The organism is Edaphobacter lichenicola (assembly GCF_014201315.1).
Classification (GTDB): domain Bacteria; phylum Acidobacteriota; class Terriglobia; order Terriglobales; family Acidobacteriaceae; genus Edaphobacter; species Edaphobacter lichenicola_B.
Genome location: NZ_JACHDY010000001.1, coordinates 835,113 through 852,409, shown reverse-complemented (window position 1 = coordinate 852,409; position 17,297 = coordinate 835,113). Strand labels below are relative to the sequence as shown.

General features: G+C 57.0%; 11 protein-coding genes. 8 read left to right on the top strand and 3 right to left on the bottom strand.

Annotated features, from left to right (window positions below; translation table 11 throughout):
- The first annotated feature begins 156 nt into the window (after positions 1 to 156).
- Both HDF09_RS03535 and HDF09_RS03530 read left to right on the top strand, forming a co-directional pair.
- Positions 157 to 1,896, top strand: coding sequence for a GWxTD domain-containing protein (locus HDF09_RS03535; protein WP_183761531.1), 1,740 nt, complete (start codon positions 157 to 159; stop codon positions 1,894 to 1,896).
- A gap of 137 nt (positions 1,897 to 2,033) precedes the next feature.
- The gene (locus tag HDF09_RS03530; RefSeq protein WP_183761528.1) at positions 2,034 to 3,758 is read left to right on the top strand and encodes a carboxypeptidase-like regulatory domain-containing protein; all 1,725 of its coding nucleotides are present in this window, start codon (positions 2,034 to 2,036) and stop codon (positions 3,756 to 3,758) included.
- A gap of 199 nt (positions 3,759 to 3,957) precedes the next feature.
- On the opposite strand, the gene HDF09_RS03525 is transcribed toward HDF09_RS03530, so the two are convergent.
- Positions 3,958 to 5,175: a DUF1579 family protein gene (locus HDF09_RS03525; RefSeq protein ID WP_183761525.1), complete on the bottom strand. Its 1,218-nt coding sequence runs from the start codon at positions 5,173 to 5,175 to the stop codon at positions 3,958 to 3,960.
- 41 nt (positions 5,176 to 5,216) lie between these two features.
- On the opposite strand from HDF09_RS03525, the gene HDF09_RS03520 reads away from it, so the two are divergent.
- From HDF09_RS03520 to HDF09_RS03510, 3 genes are all read left to right on the top strand, one after another.
- Positions 5,217 to 6,527: a winged helix-turn-helix domain-containing protein gene (locus HDF09_RS03520; RefSeq protein ID WP_183761522.1), complete on the top strand. Its 1,311-nt coding sequence runs from the start codon at positions 5,217 to 5,219 to the stop codon at positions 6,525 to 6,527.
- A 173-nt stretch (positions 6,528 to 6,700) separates the two neighbouring features.
- Positions 6,701 to 7,933, top strand: a complete 1,233-nt coding sequence (gene glgA / locus HDF09_RS03515) for a glycogen synthase (RefSeq protein ID WP_221269989.1) — start codon at positions 6,701 to 6,703, stop codon at positions 7,931 to 7,933.
- 49 nt (positions 7,934 to 7,982) lie between these two features.
- A complete protein-coding gene (locus tag HDF09_RS03510; protein ID WP_183761519.1) occupies positions 7,983 to 9,071 on the top strand; it encodes an oxidoreductase in 1,089 nt (362 codons plus the stop codon).
- A gap of 23 nt (positions 9,072 to 9,094) precedes the next feature.
- On the opposite strand, the gene HDF09_RS03505 is transcribed toward HDF09_RS03510, so the two are convergent.
- On the bottom strand, positions 9,095 to 10,219 hold the full coding sequence (locus HDF09_RS03505; protein WP_183761515.1) for a lactonase family protein: 1,125 nt from the start codon (positions 10,217 to 10,219) through the stop codon (positions 9,095 to 9,097).
- Between the two features lie 24 nt (positions 10,220 to 10,243).
- Complete coding sequence (locus tag HDF09_RS03500; protein ID WP_183761512.1) at positions 10,244 to 11,779, bottom strand: FAD-binding oxidoreductase; 1,536 nt, start codon at positions 11,777 to 11,779, stop codon at positions 10,244 to 10,246.
- A gap of 332 nt (positions 11,780 to 12,111) precedes the next feature.
- Here HDF09_RS03500 and HDF09_RS03495 point away from each other — a divergent pair, with 332 nt between their 5' ends.
- The 3 genes from HDF09_RS03495 (at position 12,112) to HDF09_RS03485 (ending at position 17,256) form a co-directional block, all read left to right on the top strand.
- The gene (locus tag HDF09_RS03495) at positions 12,112 to 13,404 is read left to right on the top strand and encodes an MFS transporter (protein ID WP_183761509.1); all 1,293 of its coding nucleotides are present in this window, start codon (positions 12,112 to 12,114) and stop codon (positions 13,402 to 13,404) included.
- A 226-nt stretch (positions 13,405 to 13,630) separates the two neighbouring features.
- Complete coding sequence (locus HDF09_RS03490) at positions 13,631 to 16,636, top strand: sensor histidine kinase (RefSeq protein WP_183761506.1); 3,006 nt, start codon at positions 13,631 to 13,633, stop codon at positions 16,634 to 16,636.
- Positions 16,633 to 17,256: a response regulator gene (locus HDF09_RS03485; protein ID WP_183761503.1), complete on the top strand. Its 624-nt coding sequence runs from the start codon at positions 16,633 to 16,635 to the stop codon at positions 17,254 to 17,256. Before HDF09_RS03490 ends, HDF09_RS03485 begins: the two co-directional genes overlap by 4 nt.
- Positions 17,257 to 17,297 lie beyond the last annotated feature (41 nt).

Below are 17,297 nucleotides of genomic sequence, written 5' to 3'. Positions count from 1 at the left end.
GATTATGCAAAAGCCTGCAACTATCCGTTACACGAGACTTATGAGCTTGCCGAGGAACAGCAGCGATGATATCAGGGGCGGGTTATAGTCTCCTCTTGTAACGAAGATGTAACCGCTCTACAATGTTGGTTGGTAACAGGAGTGCACCCCTTCTTTATGACGACTTCTCGGCGCTTGGTATCCGGCACGACCCTATTTCTGTTGATTCTGATGGGGGGGCGTCTTTTGACTGCCCAGGAGGCACCTGCTGACTCCGCACAGACTGACGGCGTGACGAGGGGACCGGTGACGGTGGAGAAGCCGGATCCGCTGAAGCGTCCTCTGAGCGATAAAGAGAAGCGTGACCAGCAGAAGGCGCTGAAGGCTGAGTTGAAGGGTGTTTACAAGAAATGGGTGGATGAGGACGTTCGCTGGATCATCACAGATCAGGAGTTACAGGCGTTCAAGAGTTTGAGCAACGACGAGGAGCGCGACCAGTTTATCGAGAACTTCTGGTTACGTCGCAATCCGAATCCTGACTCACCGGAGAACGAGTTTCGCGAGGAGCATTACGCGCGCATCGCTTATGCAAACGACCACTTCGCCGCCGGTAAGCCCGGCTGGAGAACAGATCGTGGTCATATCTACATCGCCTACGGCAAGCCAGACAGCACCGACTCGCACCCGAGCGGCGGCAGCTACGAGCGTCCGATCGAAGAAGGCGGCGGAAATACCTCTACGTTCCCCTTTGAGATTTGGCACTACCGATATTTAGAGGGTATCGGGGATAACATCGATATCGAGTTTGTCGACACCTGCATGTGCGGCGACTATCACATGACGATCGATCGCTCGGAGAAAGATGCGCTGAAGCACACCCCAGGTGCTGGCCAGACACTTTATGAGCAGTCGGGACAGTCGAAACAGGCGGACCGTTTTTCGGGCGGCGGACTGGAGCAGCTTGGTGCTGGGCCCTTATCGTCTCAGAACCAGAGTAAGCAGTTTGATCGGCTGGACCGATTCGCCAAGCTGATGGCTCCGCCTGAGATCAAATTCAAAGACCTCGAGTCGTTTATGACGACTTCGAAGATTCTGACTGGGCCGCCGTTTCTATTTGATGTTCGGACCGACTACGTCAAGGTCACTAACGATACAATTCTGGTTCCTGTAACTTTGCAGATCAAAAACGGTGACATTACTTTCACCAATAAAGACGGCGTCGCAATGGGCACGGTGAACATTCTGGGGCGCGTCTCGAATCTGAATCACAAGGCAATACAGACCTTCGAGGATACGGTCAGCGTTCAGGTGCCGAGCGAACTGCTTGCGCGCAAGCGGGCTGATCAGTCGGTCTATTGGAAGTCTCTGCCGCTGCGTCCCGGGTTGTACAAGATCGACATCGTTATCAAGGACGTCAATAATCCCGACCATATCGGCAGATGGCAGCGTAGTTTGAACGTGCCAGCCTACGATGATGACCGCCTTGCTTCGTCTTCTTTGATTCTGGCTTCGTCCATGGAGAGGGTCCCGTCGAAGGATATCGGCGCGGGAAACTTCATTATTGGCGATACCCACATTACTCCACGCGTCCCTACTGGAATCGGGGTTCCGGTTACGTTTCATAGAGCGCAAAATCTGAACTTCTGGATGCAGGTGTATAACCTGGGAATCGACGAGAAGAGTAAGCAGAATGGTGCAACGATCGAGTATCAGATTCTTGACGTGGCTACGAACAAAGCCATTCTTGAGACGCAGGAGTTGACCTCGAAGACCAACCCCAACGCGGATCAAGTTACGATTGAAAAGAGTTTGCCGCTGGCGAGTCTTCAGCCCGGTAAGTATCAGGTCAACATCAAAGTAAATGATGGAATAACGAAGCAGCAGATCGCAGAATCTGCGCCGTTTATCGTAGATTAGACAGGTGCGGCTTTAGAACATGGTTATGCAGACTCCGATTCGCGATAACCAGTTCCCTCGCACTCTGTAACGCCGCTCCCTACTTTTCTGGGTGCGGATCATTCGGACCGCCATTCGACGCGCAGGACGGTTTCACTGTGCAACGACCCCAGGTGAAGATCGCGCTTCTGCCGCTGATGCTGCTTCTTGCAGCTACCAGCGTAGCTGTGGGCCAAGGTGCGGCTGTCTCAGGGGTGGTTCGCGACGCGCAGGGAGTGGCGCAGCTGGGTGCTCTGGTTCAAGTCATAGCTGCGGATTCTGCCATGGCCGGAACCACGTTTACAGATCTCCACGGACGCTATTTCATTGCGCATCTACTGCCTGGCCAGTATGAGGTACGCGCTAGTGCAGCGCTGTTTGTTCCGGCGATGCGGGGCAACCTGCAACTTCAGTCAGGAGCGCAGGCGGTCGTCAATCTCACTCTTAGCACTCTCTTCGAATCGACTGCATGGCTTCCAGCCGAGCGTCGGAAGGCGGACGAGCCGGGTGACGATTGGAAGTGGACTTTGCGGTCAGTCGCCAATCGTCCCATCCTTCGGCTAGCTGAAGATGGGGACGTGATCATGGTCTCGTCGAGCGTCCGTGAGACGCCTAAGCGTGCTGAAAGAGTGCGTGCCGAGGTTATGGCTGGCGATGGCGGCTTTGGAAGCAGCGGAATTCATAATGTTTTTGCGTTCGACCGAGTGCTCGACGACGGAGCCGGTTTGACCCTGCGTGCGGATATTGGGACGCAACCTGGGGCACCATCAGTCGGACAGTCCACTGAGGTCGCGACCGGATATGGAATGCAGTTGGGGATGGGCGGCGCGGCGCGGACAGTGTTGAGCTATCAAGCACATCCTGAAGTGTTGGGGCCGGATGGATCTTCTGGCTTGCAAGTGATGCAGCTGGCCAGCGGACAGAAGATGCAGCTTGGGGATCTGGTTGACGTGGAGGCGGGAGGTACCGTGTATGTCGCCCGGACCTCTGGTTATGCCTCCGGATCGCGGCCGTTTTTGAAGGTAACAGCACACCCGACCGAGAATTGGAACGTTGGCTATCGGATGGCCACGTCGCAGGATCTGCAGTCGTTTGCAGGGCTCGATACGGTGAAGCGTGAGCTGCCTGTTGCTGTGGTCTATCAAGGGAGAATCCAGACCGAGGGCGGTCTGCACCAGGAGTTTACGGTTGGCCGGAAGACTGGCCGCGGAATGGTGCAGGTTGCGTATTACAGTGATTCTCTGAACCGGGTAGCGGTCTCTGGTGGCGGCGCGTTGACTGCCGCTGATATTGCGCAGACAGGACAGAATGGCGCGAGCGGGATTATCGCCGATTCGACGTCGGGGAACTTCCGCTTTTTGAGTGCCGGCTACAACGCCAGGGGCATGAATGTCATGTTGACTGAGCCGCTGACGACGAGCCTTTGGGTAGCGGTGGAGTACGGCACTGGGGCTGCGCTTGGCGCGAAAGATGGGGCTGCTGTCGGTCTGCCTGGGACTGGATCTGATCTGGCGCCAGTGAGGGCTCGGACTGCGACGGTCGCTTTGCGGGGCCGGGTGCTTCGCAGTGGAACCGCGATTCGAGCGGCCTATCGCTGGCAGCCGACACGATTGGTGACTGCGGTTGATCCCTACGCTCCGTTCAGCGATCAGGCATACCTGAGCTGCTATCTGCGGCAGACCTTGCGGCTGGGAAGTCTGTTGCCGCCGGGACTCGAGGCTACGGTTGATGTCACGAATCTTCTGGCGCAGGGATATCGGCCGTTCCTGTCAGCGGATGGTCAGACCCTGTTCCTGGCGCAATCTCCCCGGACAGTTCAGGCAGGGCTTGCGTTCACGTTCTAGCCGCGTCTTTGTTCTCCCCTTCGTTCTCATCCAGAGATAGCATGTGCTAGATAGTGGAAGTATCGTCTAGATGCCTGGCGCCGAAATTCTTCGACCTCAGGCGAGATCGTACGACTTGGAACCTCTCTAGCGTTTTCTTCTCAAGTGCTTGCTATCGAAAGATGAGCTCATGGGATGACGCAGGAGTGGGCATGCCACGTCATTTTTCAGCTTTCCGTTCATATTTATTGACCCAGTTGACCTCCCAGGTCTTTCCGCCATCGTCAGAAAAAGCCTGTTCGGATTGGGCGGTGTCTGGGGTTATCTTCCAGATGGAAAACCGTACAAGTACGGATCGGCCGTTGATGAGTTCGTAATCATAGAAGTCGCCACGTCCATTCTTGAATTCGCCGACGCCGGGAATACCGAGCGTGCCAACCTTTGGGGTTGCGAAATCCAGGTTCCACTCGTGTGTGGTTGGGTTGAACCAGCGCAGGGACAAGAGTTCGATGTGGCCGGCTGGACCGTCCGCGTGATACTCCGCTAAATTGGCGCGGCCATTCCAGACCTTCTTGATCACAGATGCTCCGTCCATGTCGGCCCACGTCGTCGATCCGGTCAGGGGATGTAAGAGGCGGGAGGAGTGGGTCTTCCAGGTGCCGAAGTCGAAGTCGAAGTCGTGTCCGTGTTCTGCTGTGGTTGAGGTCTTTACATCCTTGTTCGTTTCAGCGATGGGACGGTCCAGGGCCGTCGATTGTGTTTCCTGTGTCAGGTCTGCGACGAAAGCCGCAGCCCAGGTCACGCCACCATCGTTCGAGTAGGATTCTTCGTAACGATGGGAACCCGGCTTGATGTTAGACCACACCCCGCGAACCAGGATTGATTTGTCGTGAAAGGTGTCTTGGGAAAAGAGCTCGCCGCGTCCGTCTTTGAACGAACCGATCGTTGGCGTATTCAAAACGCCCATCTTGCTATCGATGAAGGTCTGGCTCCATTGATGAGACTGAGGGTTATAAAGAAACAGGGTTAGCCCCTCCCAATGTCCATTGGGGCCGTCGGCTTCGATCTCCTCCAGTTGCGCACGGCCGTCCCAGACCTTCCTTACTGTGACCGTTCCGTTGAGTTCCAGCGACTTGGACGAGCCTGAGAATGGATCGAGGACTCGCCTGATATGGGTATGCCATACCCCAAAGTTGAAGTCGAAGTCGTGTTGTCCGTCTCGCAGCGAAGCGGTCTGGGGCGCGGTATCCGACCCGACCTGGGCCGTTAGGGGAGACGCCAGATCCGGACGCCAGCCAAAGGCACACATCAGAAGAAAGACGGCAGCGATGCGAAGCTTGATGCTCCGCTTGTTTATGGGGAGCCAATGTTTCGCCGTCCCGAGTATCTTAGTCTGGACGGTAAGAGGACGAATGATTGGTGTTCTGCTCTCGCTCATGCGAGCAGTGTAGGCTTGTTCCCACGTTGAGCATTCCACTTATGACACATGGATTTTCAAAGAAAAATCAAAGCTCAGTGGAGTATGCGTACCGGTTCGGCAATTTCGAACTGCACCCGGAAGAGCGTCTCCTGAAGAGAGCTCACGTTCCGATTCCGCTTCAGCCTAAAGCCTTTGACGCTCTGCTCTGTCTGGTCCGGAGGGCCGAACGCCTAGTTAGCAAACAAGAGCTGATCAAGACGCTCTGGCCATCCGTGCATGTGAGTGAATCAAACCTTACCAATACAATCGTAAGCCTGAGAAAAATTGTTGGGCGCGATACGATTCGCACCGTTTCGAAGCATGGCTATCGATTTGAGCTGGCTGTTACGGGTGAACCGGGCGTAGCGCAAGAGACGTATGAGAAGTTTACCCGCGCGAAAGAGCTGACGATTCAACGTTCTTTGGAGTCGATGCAGCTTGCGCGCGACCTGTACTGGACCTGCCTCGCCGTGGATCCCAGTTTTGCTCCTGCATGGGCCTGGCTGGGTCGATGCTGCTGGTTCCTTGATAAATTCAGTGGCAGCTCTTCGACAAATCTGGAGTTGGCGCATGCCGCATTTCAACGAGCGTTCGCCCTTGATTCGGATCTAGCTTGCGCTCACCAGTTCTATACCTTGGTGCAGGTAGACACTGGACATGCGGATGAGGCTTTGGGGCGCCTGCTTGAACGGTTGGAGCGGCACCCTGGAGAGCCGGAATCATTTACGAGCCTGGTTCAGGTGTTTCGCTTTCGAGGTCTGCTGCAGCAGTCGGTCGAAGCACACAGACGAGGGGTCGAGTTGGACCCGGCGCTTGTGACGAGCGTTGCTCATACGTTGTTTCTTGCTGGGGAGTATGCGTCTGCCATTGAGCAGTATAGCGGACGCGCCGCCTACTATCTCGACGCGGCGGCGTGGGCGGCTCTGGGAAATCGGAAGCGGGCGATTAGCCTCTTGCGTGATCGATTAGGCAGAATGGCGTTGTCCAAGCTAATGGTTGCTCTTATGAGTTCGCTGTTGGCCGTTCTCGAAGGTAGGGCGAGTGACGCAGTCCAACTGATGGAGACGGCGGATACAGCTCGTGAACCCGAGATTCTCCTTTATTTCGCGCGTCACTATGCCCGGCTCAGGATGACGGATCTCGCCGTAGAAGCTCTGAAGCGGGCGGCGCAGTCAGGGTTTGTCTGTGCACCCGCCACTCTAAGATCGGACCCCTGGTTGAGTACGGTGCGGAAACATCCGGAGTTCAGCTCCCTGTTGCGCACTGCCGAGACTCTGGTTGAGGAAGCACAATCAAGCCTCGCGGCGTCTCCGAAGGGTTGGCCATCTTGATGCTCTGTCAGGTCGGAAACATTAGCGAAGCTGTGATAGCGAATGAGAGAAAGACCACCTGGGATGAGTCGGCCGCCGTTGAGACTTGTCGCAGAAATTTTGAGTGTATTTGCGTATGATGTGTCTCTGTTCGATTCGACACTGAGGTCGATATCGGACATGAGGAGGTTTGCTTGCGAGTTGGTCTGATGACACGAGAGTATCCCCCGAATGTGTACGGCGGGGCTGGAGTTCACGTTGAATATCTCAGTCGGGAGTTGGCCAAGTCGATCGACGTTGAGGTCTATTGCTGGGGGAATCAATCGCTCGATGAAGGCAACCTGCATGTGCACGGTGCAGAGCCTTGGTCGGAGATCACAAACGGTACAGAGGGGAAGTACAAGACGGCCCTTGAGGCGTTGAGTCTCAATCTCGCGCAGGTGAAGTCGCTTGCGGCGATTGACGTTGTGCATACGCACACGTGGTACGTGTCGATGGCAGGCTTTCTTGCGAAGAAGCTCTTCAACGTTCCGTTCGTTTTGACGACGCACAGCCTGGAGCCGTTGCGTGCGTGGAAGGCGGAGCAGCTAGGTAGTGGGTATGCGATGAGCTCTTGGATGGAACGCACTGCAATTCTGGATGCCGATGCGGTGATCGCTGTGTCGAAGGGAACGAAAGAAGATATTCTTCGGTCTTACCCTGAGATCAACCCGGAACTCATTCACGTTATCTATAACGGGATCGATTTGAAGGAGTATCAGAAGACTTCGGATACGTCGGCGCTGATCAAGTATGGGGTTGATCCGACAGTACCTTATGTTTTGTTCGTCGGTCGGATTACGCGGCAGAAGGGCGTTACGCATCTCGTCGAGGCGATCCCTCATCTTCCGAAGGGGACGCAGGTCGTGCTTTGCGCAGGTGCACCGGACACGCCGGAGATCGCGGCCGAGATGCGCGAAAAGGTTGAGGAGGTCAGTAAGATTAACCCGCACGTCGTATGGATCGAGAAGATGGTGACCAAGCCGGAGGCGATTCAGCTTTACAGTAATGCGTCTGTTTTTTGTTGCCCTTCTGTCTACGAGCCATTCGGTATTATCAATCTGGAGGCGATGGCCTGCCACGCTCCGGTGGTCGCGAGTGCGACCGGGGGGATTCTGGAGGTCGTGGTGGATGGGGTAACGGGTTATCTGGTGCCGTTCGAGCAGGATCCGGTGACGACGTTCGCTTCGAATCCGAAGAAGTTTTCCCGTGATCTAGCGGAGAAGATCTCCGACTTGCTCGCCGACCCTGAGAAGACGAAGCGGTTCGGGGAGGCAGGTCGCAGACGCGTGGAAGAGACCTTTGCGTGGTCGGCCATCGCGGAGCAGACGATCGATCTTTACCGAAAACTCCTCCGAGATCGCAGTGAGGCGAATAGTCGTAGTTGATGGCTGCGTACGAGAAAGCTGATATTTGGTTGGCGACCCTGAAGGTGAGATGAGCGGAAATTCCCGGATAGTTCGTGTTGGCCTGATCGGCTATGGGTATGCAGGAAAGACCTTTCACGCGCCACTGATCCGAGCGGTTCCGGGGCTTGCGCTAACTATGGTGGGTTCGAGCAGGCCTGAAGTTGTGCGGAACGATCTGGGTGAGGTGATGATCTGTTCTGCCGCGGAGGTGGCGATACATCCCGATGTCGATCTTGTGGTGGTCGCGAGCCCTAACGACAGCCACTTTCCGCTTGCTTCGGCTGCGCTGCGTGCGGGGAAGGATGTGGTCGTCGACAAGCCGTTCACGGTGACGCTCGCCGAGGCGCGCTCTCTGCTGCAGATTGCGGAGGAACAGGGAAGGATGATCTCGGTCTTTCACAACCGCCGCTGGGAGAGCGAGGTTCAGGCCACACGCGCGGTGCTGGAGTCGGGCGCGCTTGGTGTGGTCTCACACTATGAGTGCCACATGGACCGCTACCGGCCTCACGTGCGCCAGCGCTGGCGCGAGGAGGAGGGCCCAGGTGCGGGGTTGTGGTTTGATCTGGGGCCACATCTTATCGATCAGGCGCTGTATCTCTTCGGACTCCCGCAGTCGATTAGCGCAAGCTTTGCCACGCTACGTGAAGGTGGAAAGACGGACGACTGGGCTCATGTTCAGCTGAACTATGAGCGCATGCGGATTATTCTTCATGCGTCGCTGCTGGTCTCAAGAGGCGGTCCAAGGTCTATCGTTCATGGGACACGAGCGAGTTGGGTGAAGTACGGTGCGGATGTGCAGGAGACGCAGCTGAAGGAAGGCATGGTGCCTGGTAGTCCCGGCTTCGGCTACGACCCTGACCCCGGCGTTCTGTACGACGGCGAGACGGGCAGGCGCACGGAGATTCCGGCGCCGTTGGGCAACCAGCAGATGTACTATATGCAGATCAGAGACGCGATACTGGAAGGGCAGCAGGCTTCGATTCCAGGGATCGATGCGGTCGCGGTGATGGCCGTGCTGGAGACAACATTTCGCTCGGGCGAGCAGGGAAGAGTGCTGCCGCTCCCGATGAGCCCGAGCGAGGTTGCTAAGTGGCTTCGGGCTCATCCTGTTCTTTAGTGTCACGAATCTGAAGGCCTGAGTTATACGGAGTCGGAGAGTGTTGCGATACTGAGTGGTTTGGGGACTTCTGCTGCCAGTGTGGGGGGATGTAGACGTCCGTCGGCGGGCTCTGCTGCAAAACGCAGTACGCCGTCGAGCGTATCGCTTACAACAAGGAGGGTATTACGTTCTGCTGTTATGGCGACGGATCTTGCGGAGGGCTGGTGCCAGCTCTGGAGTCGATTCAGTCTGCCGGTGGTTCGATCGATGTGCCAGGCTTGAATGACATCGTCTTCGCTGCCGCCAGTAGTGTAGAGCGTGCGACCTGATGGATGGAGAGCCAAAGGACCGCCTGTATCTTCGGCAATGCATTGTATGCAGTGGAGAATTCTGCCACGTTCCGGGTCATATTTGTAACTGCAAAGGGAGCAATTGAGCTGGTTGGCAACGAAGAGAATATCCCCTTTGGGATGTAGAAGGAGATGGGCCGGTCCGCTGCCTGCATCGGTGGCGAATCTCTGGTGCACTGTGAGGCTGGTTTCGTTGACCGCGAAGACACTGATTCGATCGCTACCCGTATCGGAGGTGAGAACACGGCTTTGGGTCGTGTCGAAGAGAGCCATGCTGGGATGGGCGGAGAGCTGATGCAGTGCGGTGGGGCCGCAACCACTCTCCTTGAGGATTCCGGTTATCTGTGGGCGCAGGCCACCATCGAGGAAGGTGAGTAGGTTGTAGGCTCCTCCACCGTGGATTGCTACGACGGCTCTTTTGCCATCGGGCGATAGAGCAAGGTGACGGGGGAGGGTAGCGGAGAGCGAGAGGGAAGTTTTGCTGAATGCGGCAAGTCTGCCGTCGGGTGCGAGGGTGAAGGTTTCGACTGAGCCTGTGGGCAGGTGCTGGTGGCTGGCTACCTGGTTGACTGCGTAGAGAATCCGGCGATTCGGATGGACTGTGAGTGAAGCGGGGGCTTTGCAGGCTACGATCTGCATCAACGTCCAGTTAGGGCCATCGATTTGGAAGACGTAGATCTCACCGCAGCCGCTCCCAACATATGCAAGACGCGGAGACGATGGAAGCCCGCGCGCCACGCTCGTTCGCAGCGCAAGCGGGGCGGCCCCCACGATGCGAAGGAAGTGTCTGCGATTGAGAGAGGAGCGCTGCTTCATCGGAGTTCCTTGTGGTTCGACTCTTCAGGGGCGTATCGACATGGCGTGATGAAAGATGTTGTTGGGGTCGTACTTTCGTTTTACGGTCTGGAGGAATGGGTAGAGTTCTCCCTGACCGTAGTAGAGCTGAGGCCAGTAGGTATAGGAGAGCATATCCCGGTCGGGGTAGTTGATGTAACAGCCTTCATGGCGGGAGCTCCACCAAGGAGTTTCTTTGTGGTCGGGGTCGGAGTCGGGGCCCGAGTAGAGATCTTTGTAAAGGTCGCGGATCCACTGAAGTCTTCCGGCGTCGTCTTCAGGATCTCCCCAGAAGGTCATGAACTGGAGCTTAAGTACAGAGGCTCGCTGCGCGACGGAGGTAGTTTCGAGGAGTTCTTTGCGGTTGATCGCTCCACCGTAGGAGTCTATTTCGATCACCGAGCCACGAAGGTCGACGTTCGGGATCGTCCGGGTCATGTGTTTGTAGATGCAGCGAGCCTCGGCCTGGGTGAAGCCGCGTTTCATGTAGGCGGATTTGTACTTGGCGCGGGTGCTGCTGCCGGAGCTGTTGTTGCCGCCTGTGGCGTCGAGCCAGTTTCGTCGTCGGACGGTGTGGACACCGGAGCAGAGAGGGTCGCCTGCGTCTTTTCTGGCTGCGAGTCCTGCATGGCCAGTGCCATCTGCCGGAGATGCCGGGGAGCCGCATTGGAGAAAGCGGTCCAGATAGTCGTTGAGCACGGTCAGGTCGCGGCATGTGCCGTTGGGGTTACAGAACTGAATGGACATTCCCATGTGTCCTCCGCCTGCCTGATGCGCGACTACCAGGACCGCGAACATCCCCCAGGTCTCGGGATCCTGGCCGCGGGTCTCCCAATACTCTCCGAATGTCTTCAGGAGCGATACGAATTTTTCTTCTGTCATGCCCTCCCACGGAAAGGAGATGTAAGCTTCGACGACCTCCACTGGTGGTTGAGGGAGCTTGTCGAATTCGTAGGAAGTGATCACGCCCAGGCCACCGCCTCCTGCGCCCCGGCAGGCGCGAAAGAGGTCGGCCTCGTGGCGGGCGTCTACTCGGCGGGGAATTACCTTCCCACTCCCATTGATCGTCAGAATCTCTACCGCAGTCAGCCAGTCGGAGGAGAGCCCATGAAGCCGTGATAGGAGACCATATCCTCCGCCGCTGATGTGGCCACCTGCCGCAACGGTGCCGCAGGTTCCTCCGGGAAGCGTTACACCGTAGCGTTTGTAGAGCTCGAGGTATCCGTTCCAGAGCTGCACTCCGGGACCAATCCGGTAGGGCGGGGCACTTCTGCTGTCGTTGACGCCGGAGAGAAGGCTGAGATCCAGAATAGCGCCCCCGGGATTATTTGCGACGAAGTCCTCGTAGCAGTGACCTCCGCTGCGTATGGTGGGCCGCAGGCCAGAGCTCACGATCTGCTGAAGAGCAACAGCCGCGTCGGCGGAGGTTTCACACAGGAAGATCCGTTTTGCAGCGTCGAGCTCGGTCTCGGGGAATCGCGCGTTGTGGCCTTTTTGCAAGCTCACGTATCGCGGGTCGTCGCGTGTAATGATAATGGGCATCTTGTTTATTTCATCTCAATTGCCACAAAGGTAACGGCCAGAAGAGTATGTATCAGTGACTAGAGCGAATTCGACAGCAGCGCCTGTAATTTGTCATCGGGCGAGCGGCCGATTCTCAAGTAGGCTAAATGACCTAGCTGTCAGATTCCAGTTTTGTCGACGTCGATGGAGAGGCAGCGTTGAGTTTCATCAGGCGAAGCTCTGCAAGCGATATAGGTCATAAGTCCTAAAGAGAAATGCTCAAGGCATTGTTCAATAGGAGGTCGGAGCGCTCTGTCAGAGTCGATTGCAAAGATCTGTCCGGGCCACGTATCGCGGTAGGAGGACCACCAGTGTATTTCGAACGCCATACCCGAGTCAGGTTTCTGCTTGCCTTCTGGCTCTTCGTCCTGAGTGGCGTTGCATTTCTTGATCGAACCAACATCTCGATCGCCGGGATACAGATCAGTAAAGAGTACGGACTGGGGAATCAGCGTTTGGGCTGGATCTTCAGCGCGTTTCTTATTGGGTATGCGGGCTTTCAGCTTCCGGCGGGATGGCTTGCGGCTCGCTTTGGCCCGCGCCGGGTTCTGACCCTTGGAGTTTTGTGGTGGGGGATTGCGACGGCGCTGACGGCGATGCTGCCTTCAGGGATCTCGCATGCGGTGATGTTGCTTATTGCGATCCGGTTTGCGCTGGGCGCAGGCGAGGCGGTGATCTATCCCGCGGCGAATCAGTTTGTTGCTCGATGGGTTCCGATTCGCGAGCGCGGCTTCATCAACGGGCTTATCTTTGCCGGAGTCGGCGCCGGCAGCGGCCTGACTCCACCACTGCTTACGTGGCTGATCACCCATCACGGATGGCGCGCGGCCTTCTGGTTCAGTGCGATTGTAGGTCTGGTCGCGGGAGCCATTTGGTGGCGTTACTCGCGGGATACCCCCGAGGAGCACCCCGATGTCGGCCCACTGGAGCTGAGCGAGATTCACGCCGGAATCAACGGTACCGTTCAGGAGCACCGCGCACTCAGTTCCGAAACGGTTGAGATTTCGTGGCGTGCGATCTTCCATCGCCGCGATCTTCCATCGCTGATGATTGGCTACTTCAGCTTCGGCTATGTCGCGTGGATCTTCTTCAGCTGGTTCTTTCTTTACATGGCACAGGTGCGGGGCTTCGATCTCAAATCGAGCGCGCGCTACTCCATGCTTCCATTCCTGTCGATGACGATCTGCTGTCTGGCAGGGGGGGCGATCAGCGACAAACTAACGGATCGGTATGGGCTGCGTATCGGCCGTGCTGGTCTGGCGTCGGTCGCGCTTTTTGCGACGGCATGCTTTCTAGTAATCGGATCGATGGTTCATAGTCCGCAGCTTGCAGGAGTCATCCTCGCAGGCGGGGCCGGGGCGTTGTATCTGTCGCAGAGTTCGTTCTGGTCTGTTTCCATCGACATCGCAGGTCGCAGCTCCGGAGTGTTTTCGAGCATGGTGAATATGGGAGGGCAGATAGGGGGTGCGGTGACGGCGTCGCTGACTCCGTGGATCGCCCAGCGCTTCGGTTGGACGACCTCTTTTGCCCTTGCTGCGGTCTTGGCCGTGATAGGGGCGCTTTGCTGGTTGACGGTGCATCCGGAACGTCCGCTCGACGCTTAGCAAGTCCGTTCGGAGCGGATTCGCTTGCAACGCAGAGAAATATGTGTTCGCCTTGAGATCTATCTGGATATTGACCAGGCGATTCCATCCCGTTCGAGTGGAGCGTGACTCTTACGCCCCGACGACAGCGTGTCTTCCGCGACGCGTGGGTTCGATCTCTGCTGCGAGCCAGTTTCGTCGTGGCAGGGGACTGATTCTGTGTCTTCTTCTTTGCTTAGCTGCGGGGATGTTCGCAGGTGGGGCACGGGCGCTAACATCGTCTCCGCTCAGGCTCTCCGAGTATCAGAAGCAGGACTGGCAGATCGAGGACGGACTGCCTGACAATAACGTCCGGATGATTGCGCAGCGGCCGGATGGACTGCTGCTGCTTGCTACCGGATCGGGGCTCTCCACCTTCGACGGACAGCACTTTCACAGTCTTCCCATTGTGGTCGGTGGCCTCGTTGACAATGAAGCTATCAATGCGGTGCTTCCGGAGGGCAATGACGATCTCTGGATTGGAACCGATGGTAGCGGGATACTGCACCTTACCGCATCCGGAACTGTTCCAATCAGCGAACAGGCCGGATTTCATAATGAGCGCATTCGAACGTTTTATCGGGATGCACAAGGGGTGCTGTGGATCGCTACCCAAAACGGGATTGAGCGATTCGTTCACAATCACCTCGAGGCGGTTGCCGGCGCCGGAATGATCTCCGGTGATATCACGACTCCCTTCGCCGAGGACGGTCATGGAGGGATGTTCTTCATTACCTCTTCGGGGCTCTACCACTGGCAAGGCGGTAAGGTCCAACGCTATCCGGTTGGTAGATCGGCCTCCGATACTGAGGTCGCGGTCTATCGCGATGCGGCACAGCGGATCTGGGTGGGAACGATGACTCATCTGGTGCAGCTGGTTCCACGCAAGTGCGTATTATGCGGCGAGGCACCTGTATTCGATCCAATGGTGCGTGCAACCCTCGCAAGTCCCATCACTGGTCTGCTCGGCAATTCCGCCGGAGATCTCTGGATGGGGACCCGCCACGATGGGGTGTGGCGTTTTGCTGCAGACGGGCTCTCGCACTGGGGCTCGCGTAATGGACTACCTGATGACGCCATCCGAACTCTGTTTATGGATGACGAGCAGAACCTTTGGGTCGGGATGCTCTCCGGTGGCCTGAGCCGATGGCATAAAGGAGCGCTTGCGCCGTTTGGAGAACCTGAGGGTTTTCACGCCTCCTACGCCGCCAATGTGTTTGCCGACAGCCGCGGCGATCTGTGGTTTGGAAGTTGGGGGAACGGTTTGTTTCGGCGGCACAACGGCCAGCTCATTCCTGCCAGTCCTCCGGGCATGCCGATCACTACGGCGATCCGAGCCCTTGCCGAAGACCAGAAGGGGCGAATGTGGATAGGAACGTGGTTCGATGGAATCTACAGCTACGACGGCCACTCTTATCGGCACTATCTGCTTGGCAACGAGTCGCCAGGCAATGCTGTCAGTTCTATTCTTGCTGACAGTCACGGCGGCCTGTGGGTGGGGACTTACACAGGGGTTTTGTATTTTCCGCAGGGCCAGCCGGATCAACGAAATCGTAGACAGTTCGTCGAGACCAAGCTGATTACATGCCTGATCGAGGATAAAGACGGCTCGATTCTCGTTGGAACGAGCAGTGGTCTGTATCGTGTTCGGGATGGAACGGTATCGGCGGTCTCCGGCCTTCCTCATCCGTATGTGCTTTCGCTGGTGCTCGATAGTGGAGGATATCTCTGGGCGGGGACCAAAGCCGGCGGAATCGTTGCGATTAGGCAGGATCATGCGGTTGCTCTGCCTGGCAACGTCAACGCGCCCACGCAACCGGTGAGCACGGCGACGGAGGATCAGGACGGCCATCTGTGGCTTGGCACCTATCGAGGGATCGTGCGCCTTACGGTGGCTGAGCTGCATGCGGTGATCGACGGTCGACAGCACCCGTTATCAGTTGTGATTCTGGGGAAGGCGGATGGAATGCGGTCCTCAGAGTGTGGTGGGCCCTCGAAGCCGTCTTCTGCGCTTCAGCCTGACGGGACTCTGTGGTTTGCGACGACCAAGAGCTTCGTACATACGACGGATGTTGCCGAGAAGCTAGGCACGATAAGTCCGGCCGCGACAATCACGGGCTGGACACTGTCGAGCGATCCCGATGCCGCCGATACCGAGACGAGGACGGGCGATTCGCGGATCGAACTCGAGGCGGGGCAGCCTGACATTCTGTTCTTTTTCAATGCCAAGCTGCTCTCGAATCCGGCGCATGTGGAGTATCGCTATCGTCTTACAGGCTATGACGCGGAGTGGACGAATACGCGCGCTCATACGGCCCGCTACCGCCGCCTGCCGCCGGGGACCTATAGGTTTGAGGTGCAGGCCCGGGCCGGCGGGGAAGACTGGACCTCTCCGGTGAGCACGGTTGAGGTGAAACAGCGGCCTTATTTCTACCAGACGTGGTACTTCGCTGCCGGTCTTTGTCTTGTCGTTCTTGCTCTTGCTACGCAATTGTTTCGACGTCGTCTTCAATTGATGAAGGGGCGAATCGGCATCGTACTGGAAGAGCGGAATCGTATTTCTCGCGAGTGCCACGACACGCTGATGGCTGGGTTTGCCGCGATCTCGTGGCAGTTGGAGGCGACCTCGAAGTTATTTCGCGACAGTGATTCGAGCTCTACTCCTGCAGCTCAGTCGTGTGAGCTGGCTCGAAGCATGGTCTCGCACTGCCAGGCGGAGGCGCGACGAATCATCTGGGATCTGCGCGATGCTGACGAGATGACCAATCTATTATCACGAGCGCTTGGTCGCGTCCTTGAAGCTAATCCGCTCCAGGAGAGTTTCAAGACTACCTTTGAAGTTGAGGGTGAGGAGCAACCACTTGCTCCGGGCTGCGTCCATCATCTTGTGTGTATTGGCCAGGAGGCGGTCTCGAATGCGATTCGTCACGCCAACCCTTCACGGATTCTCATTCTGCTGAGGTATGAAGCCGATTCGCTGAGCCTCTCTATCTACGATGACGGGCACGGGTTTCAGGGCTCGGAGGCGAACAGCTCGCGCCGCGGCCACTTCGGCATTCCCGTGATGGAGGAGCGGGCGCGAAAGATCGGAGGCACATTCCGGCTGCAGACCTCTGCCGAGGCCGGTACTGAGGTGACAGTGAAGGTGTCCTTCAACGCCGCACGACAGTCGCTAAGGCAGGAGCATCATGTTATACGTTGGATAGGGATATGAAACAGATTCGTGTGTTGCTGATCGAAGATCACTTTCTTGCTCGCATGGCGCTGCACTCGGTGCTCTCGGGCCATTCGCAGATTCAGATTATTGGTGAAGCCAGCGACGGTGAGACAGGCGTTGAGATGTACCGGAGTCTGCGTCCGGATGTGGTGGTACTTGATCTGCGCCTGCCACGGCTCAGCGGCTTCGAAGTAATCGATCAAATTCGCAAGGAGTATTCCTCCGCTCGCATCGTGGTGCTATCCAACTATCAGGGCAGCGAGGATATCTATCGTGCGGTACGAAGCGGCGCGATGGCATATCTGAATAAAGATGCGAGTGGAGAACAGCTCTTGAATGCTATCCAGAACGTGGATCGGGGACTAAGGTATCTTCCTCACCTTGCGCTCGACCGCCTGGCCGAACGCACACCGGTTCTGGAGTTGACGCCACGCGAGAGCGAGGTGCTCGCCGGAATTACGCGAGGACTTAGTAACCGGGAGATCGGCGAGGATCTTCACATCGCTGAGAAGACCGTGAGAATTCACGTCAGCTCATTGCTCGATAAGATGGGTGCCCGCGACCGGACTCAGGCGACGATCTACGCCTTTCAGCGCGGACTTGTCCACCTGAACTGACGAGCCTAGGACATTTGTCCTAGCTAAAGACATGGCAACAG

Coding starts and splice junctions, on each gene's coding strand:
- HDF09_RS03535 (WP_183761531.1), top strand. CDS start 157: ATGACGACTTCTCGGCGCTTGGTATCCGGCACGACCCTATTTCTGTTG.
- HDF09_RS03525 (WP_183761525.1), bottom strand. CDS start 5,175: ATGAGCGAGAGCAGAACACCAATCATTCGTCCTCTTACCGTCCAGACT.
- HDF09_RS03520 (WP_183761522.1), top strand. CDS start 5,217: ATGACACATGGATTTTCAAAGAAAAATCAAAGCTCAGTGGAGTATGCG.
- HDF09_RS03510 (WP_183761519.1), top strand. CDS start 7,983: ATGAGCGGAAATTCCCGGATAGTTCGTGTTGGCCTGATCGGCTATGGG.
- HDF09_RS03505 (WP_183761515.1), bottom strand. CDS start 10,219: ATGAAGCAGCGCTCCTCTCTCAATCGCAGACACTTCCTTCGCATCGTG.
- HDF09_RS03500 (WP_183761512.1), bottom strand. CDS start 11,779: ATGCCCATTATCATTACACGCGACGACCCGCGATACGTGAGCTTGCAA.
- HDF09_RS03490 (WP_183761506.1), top strand. CDS start 13,631: ATGTTCGCAGGTGGGGCACGGGCGCTAACATCGTCTCCGCTCAGGCTC.
- HDF09_RS03485 (WP_183761503.1), top strand. CDS start 16,633: ATGAAACAGATTCGTGTGTTGCTGATCGAAGATCACTTTCTTGCTCGC.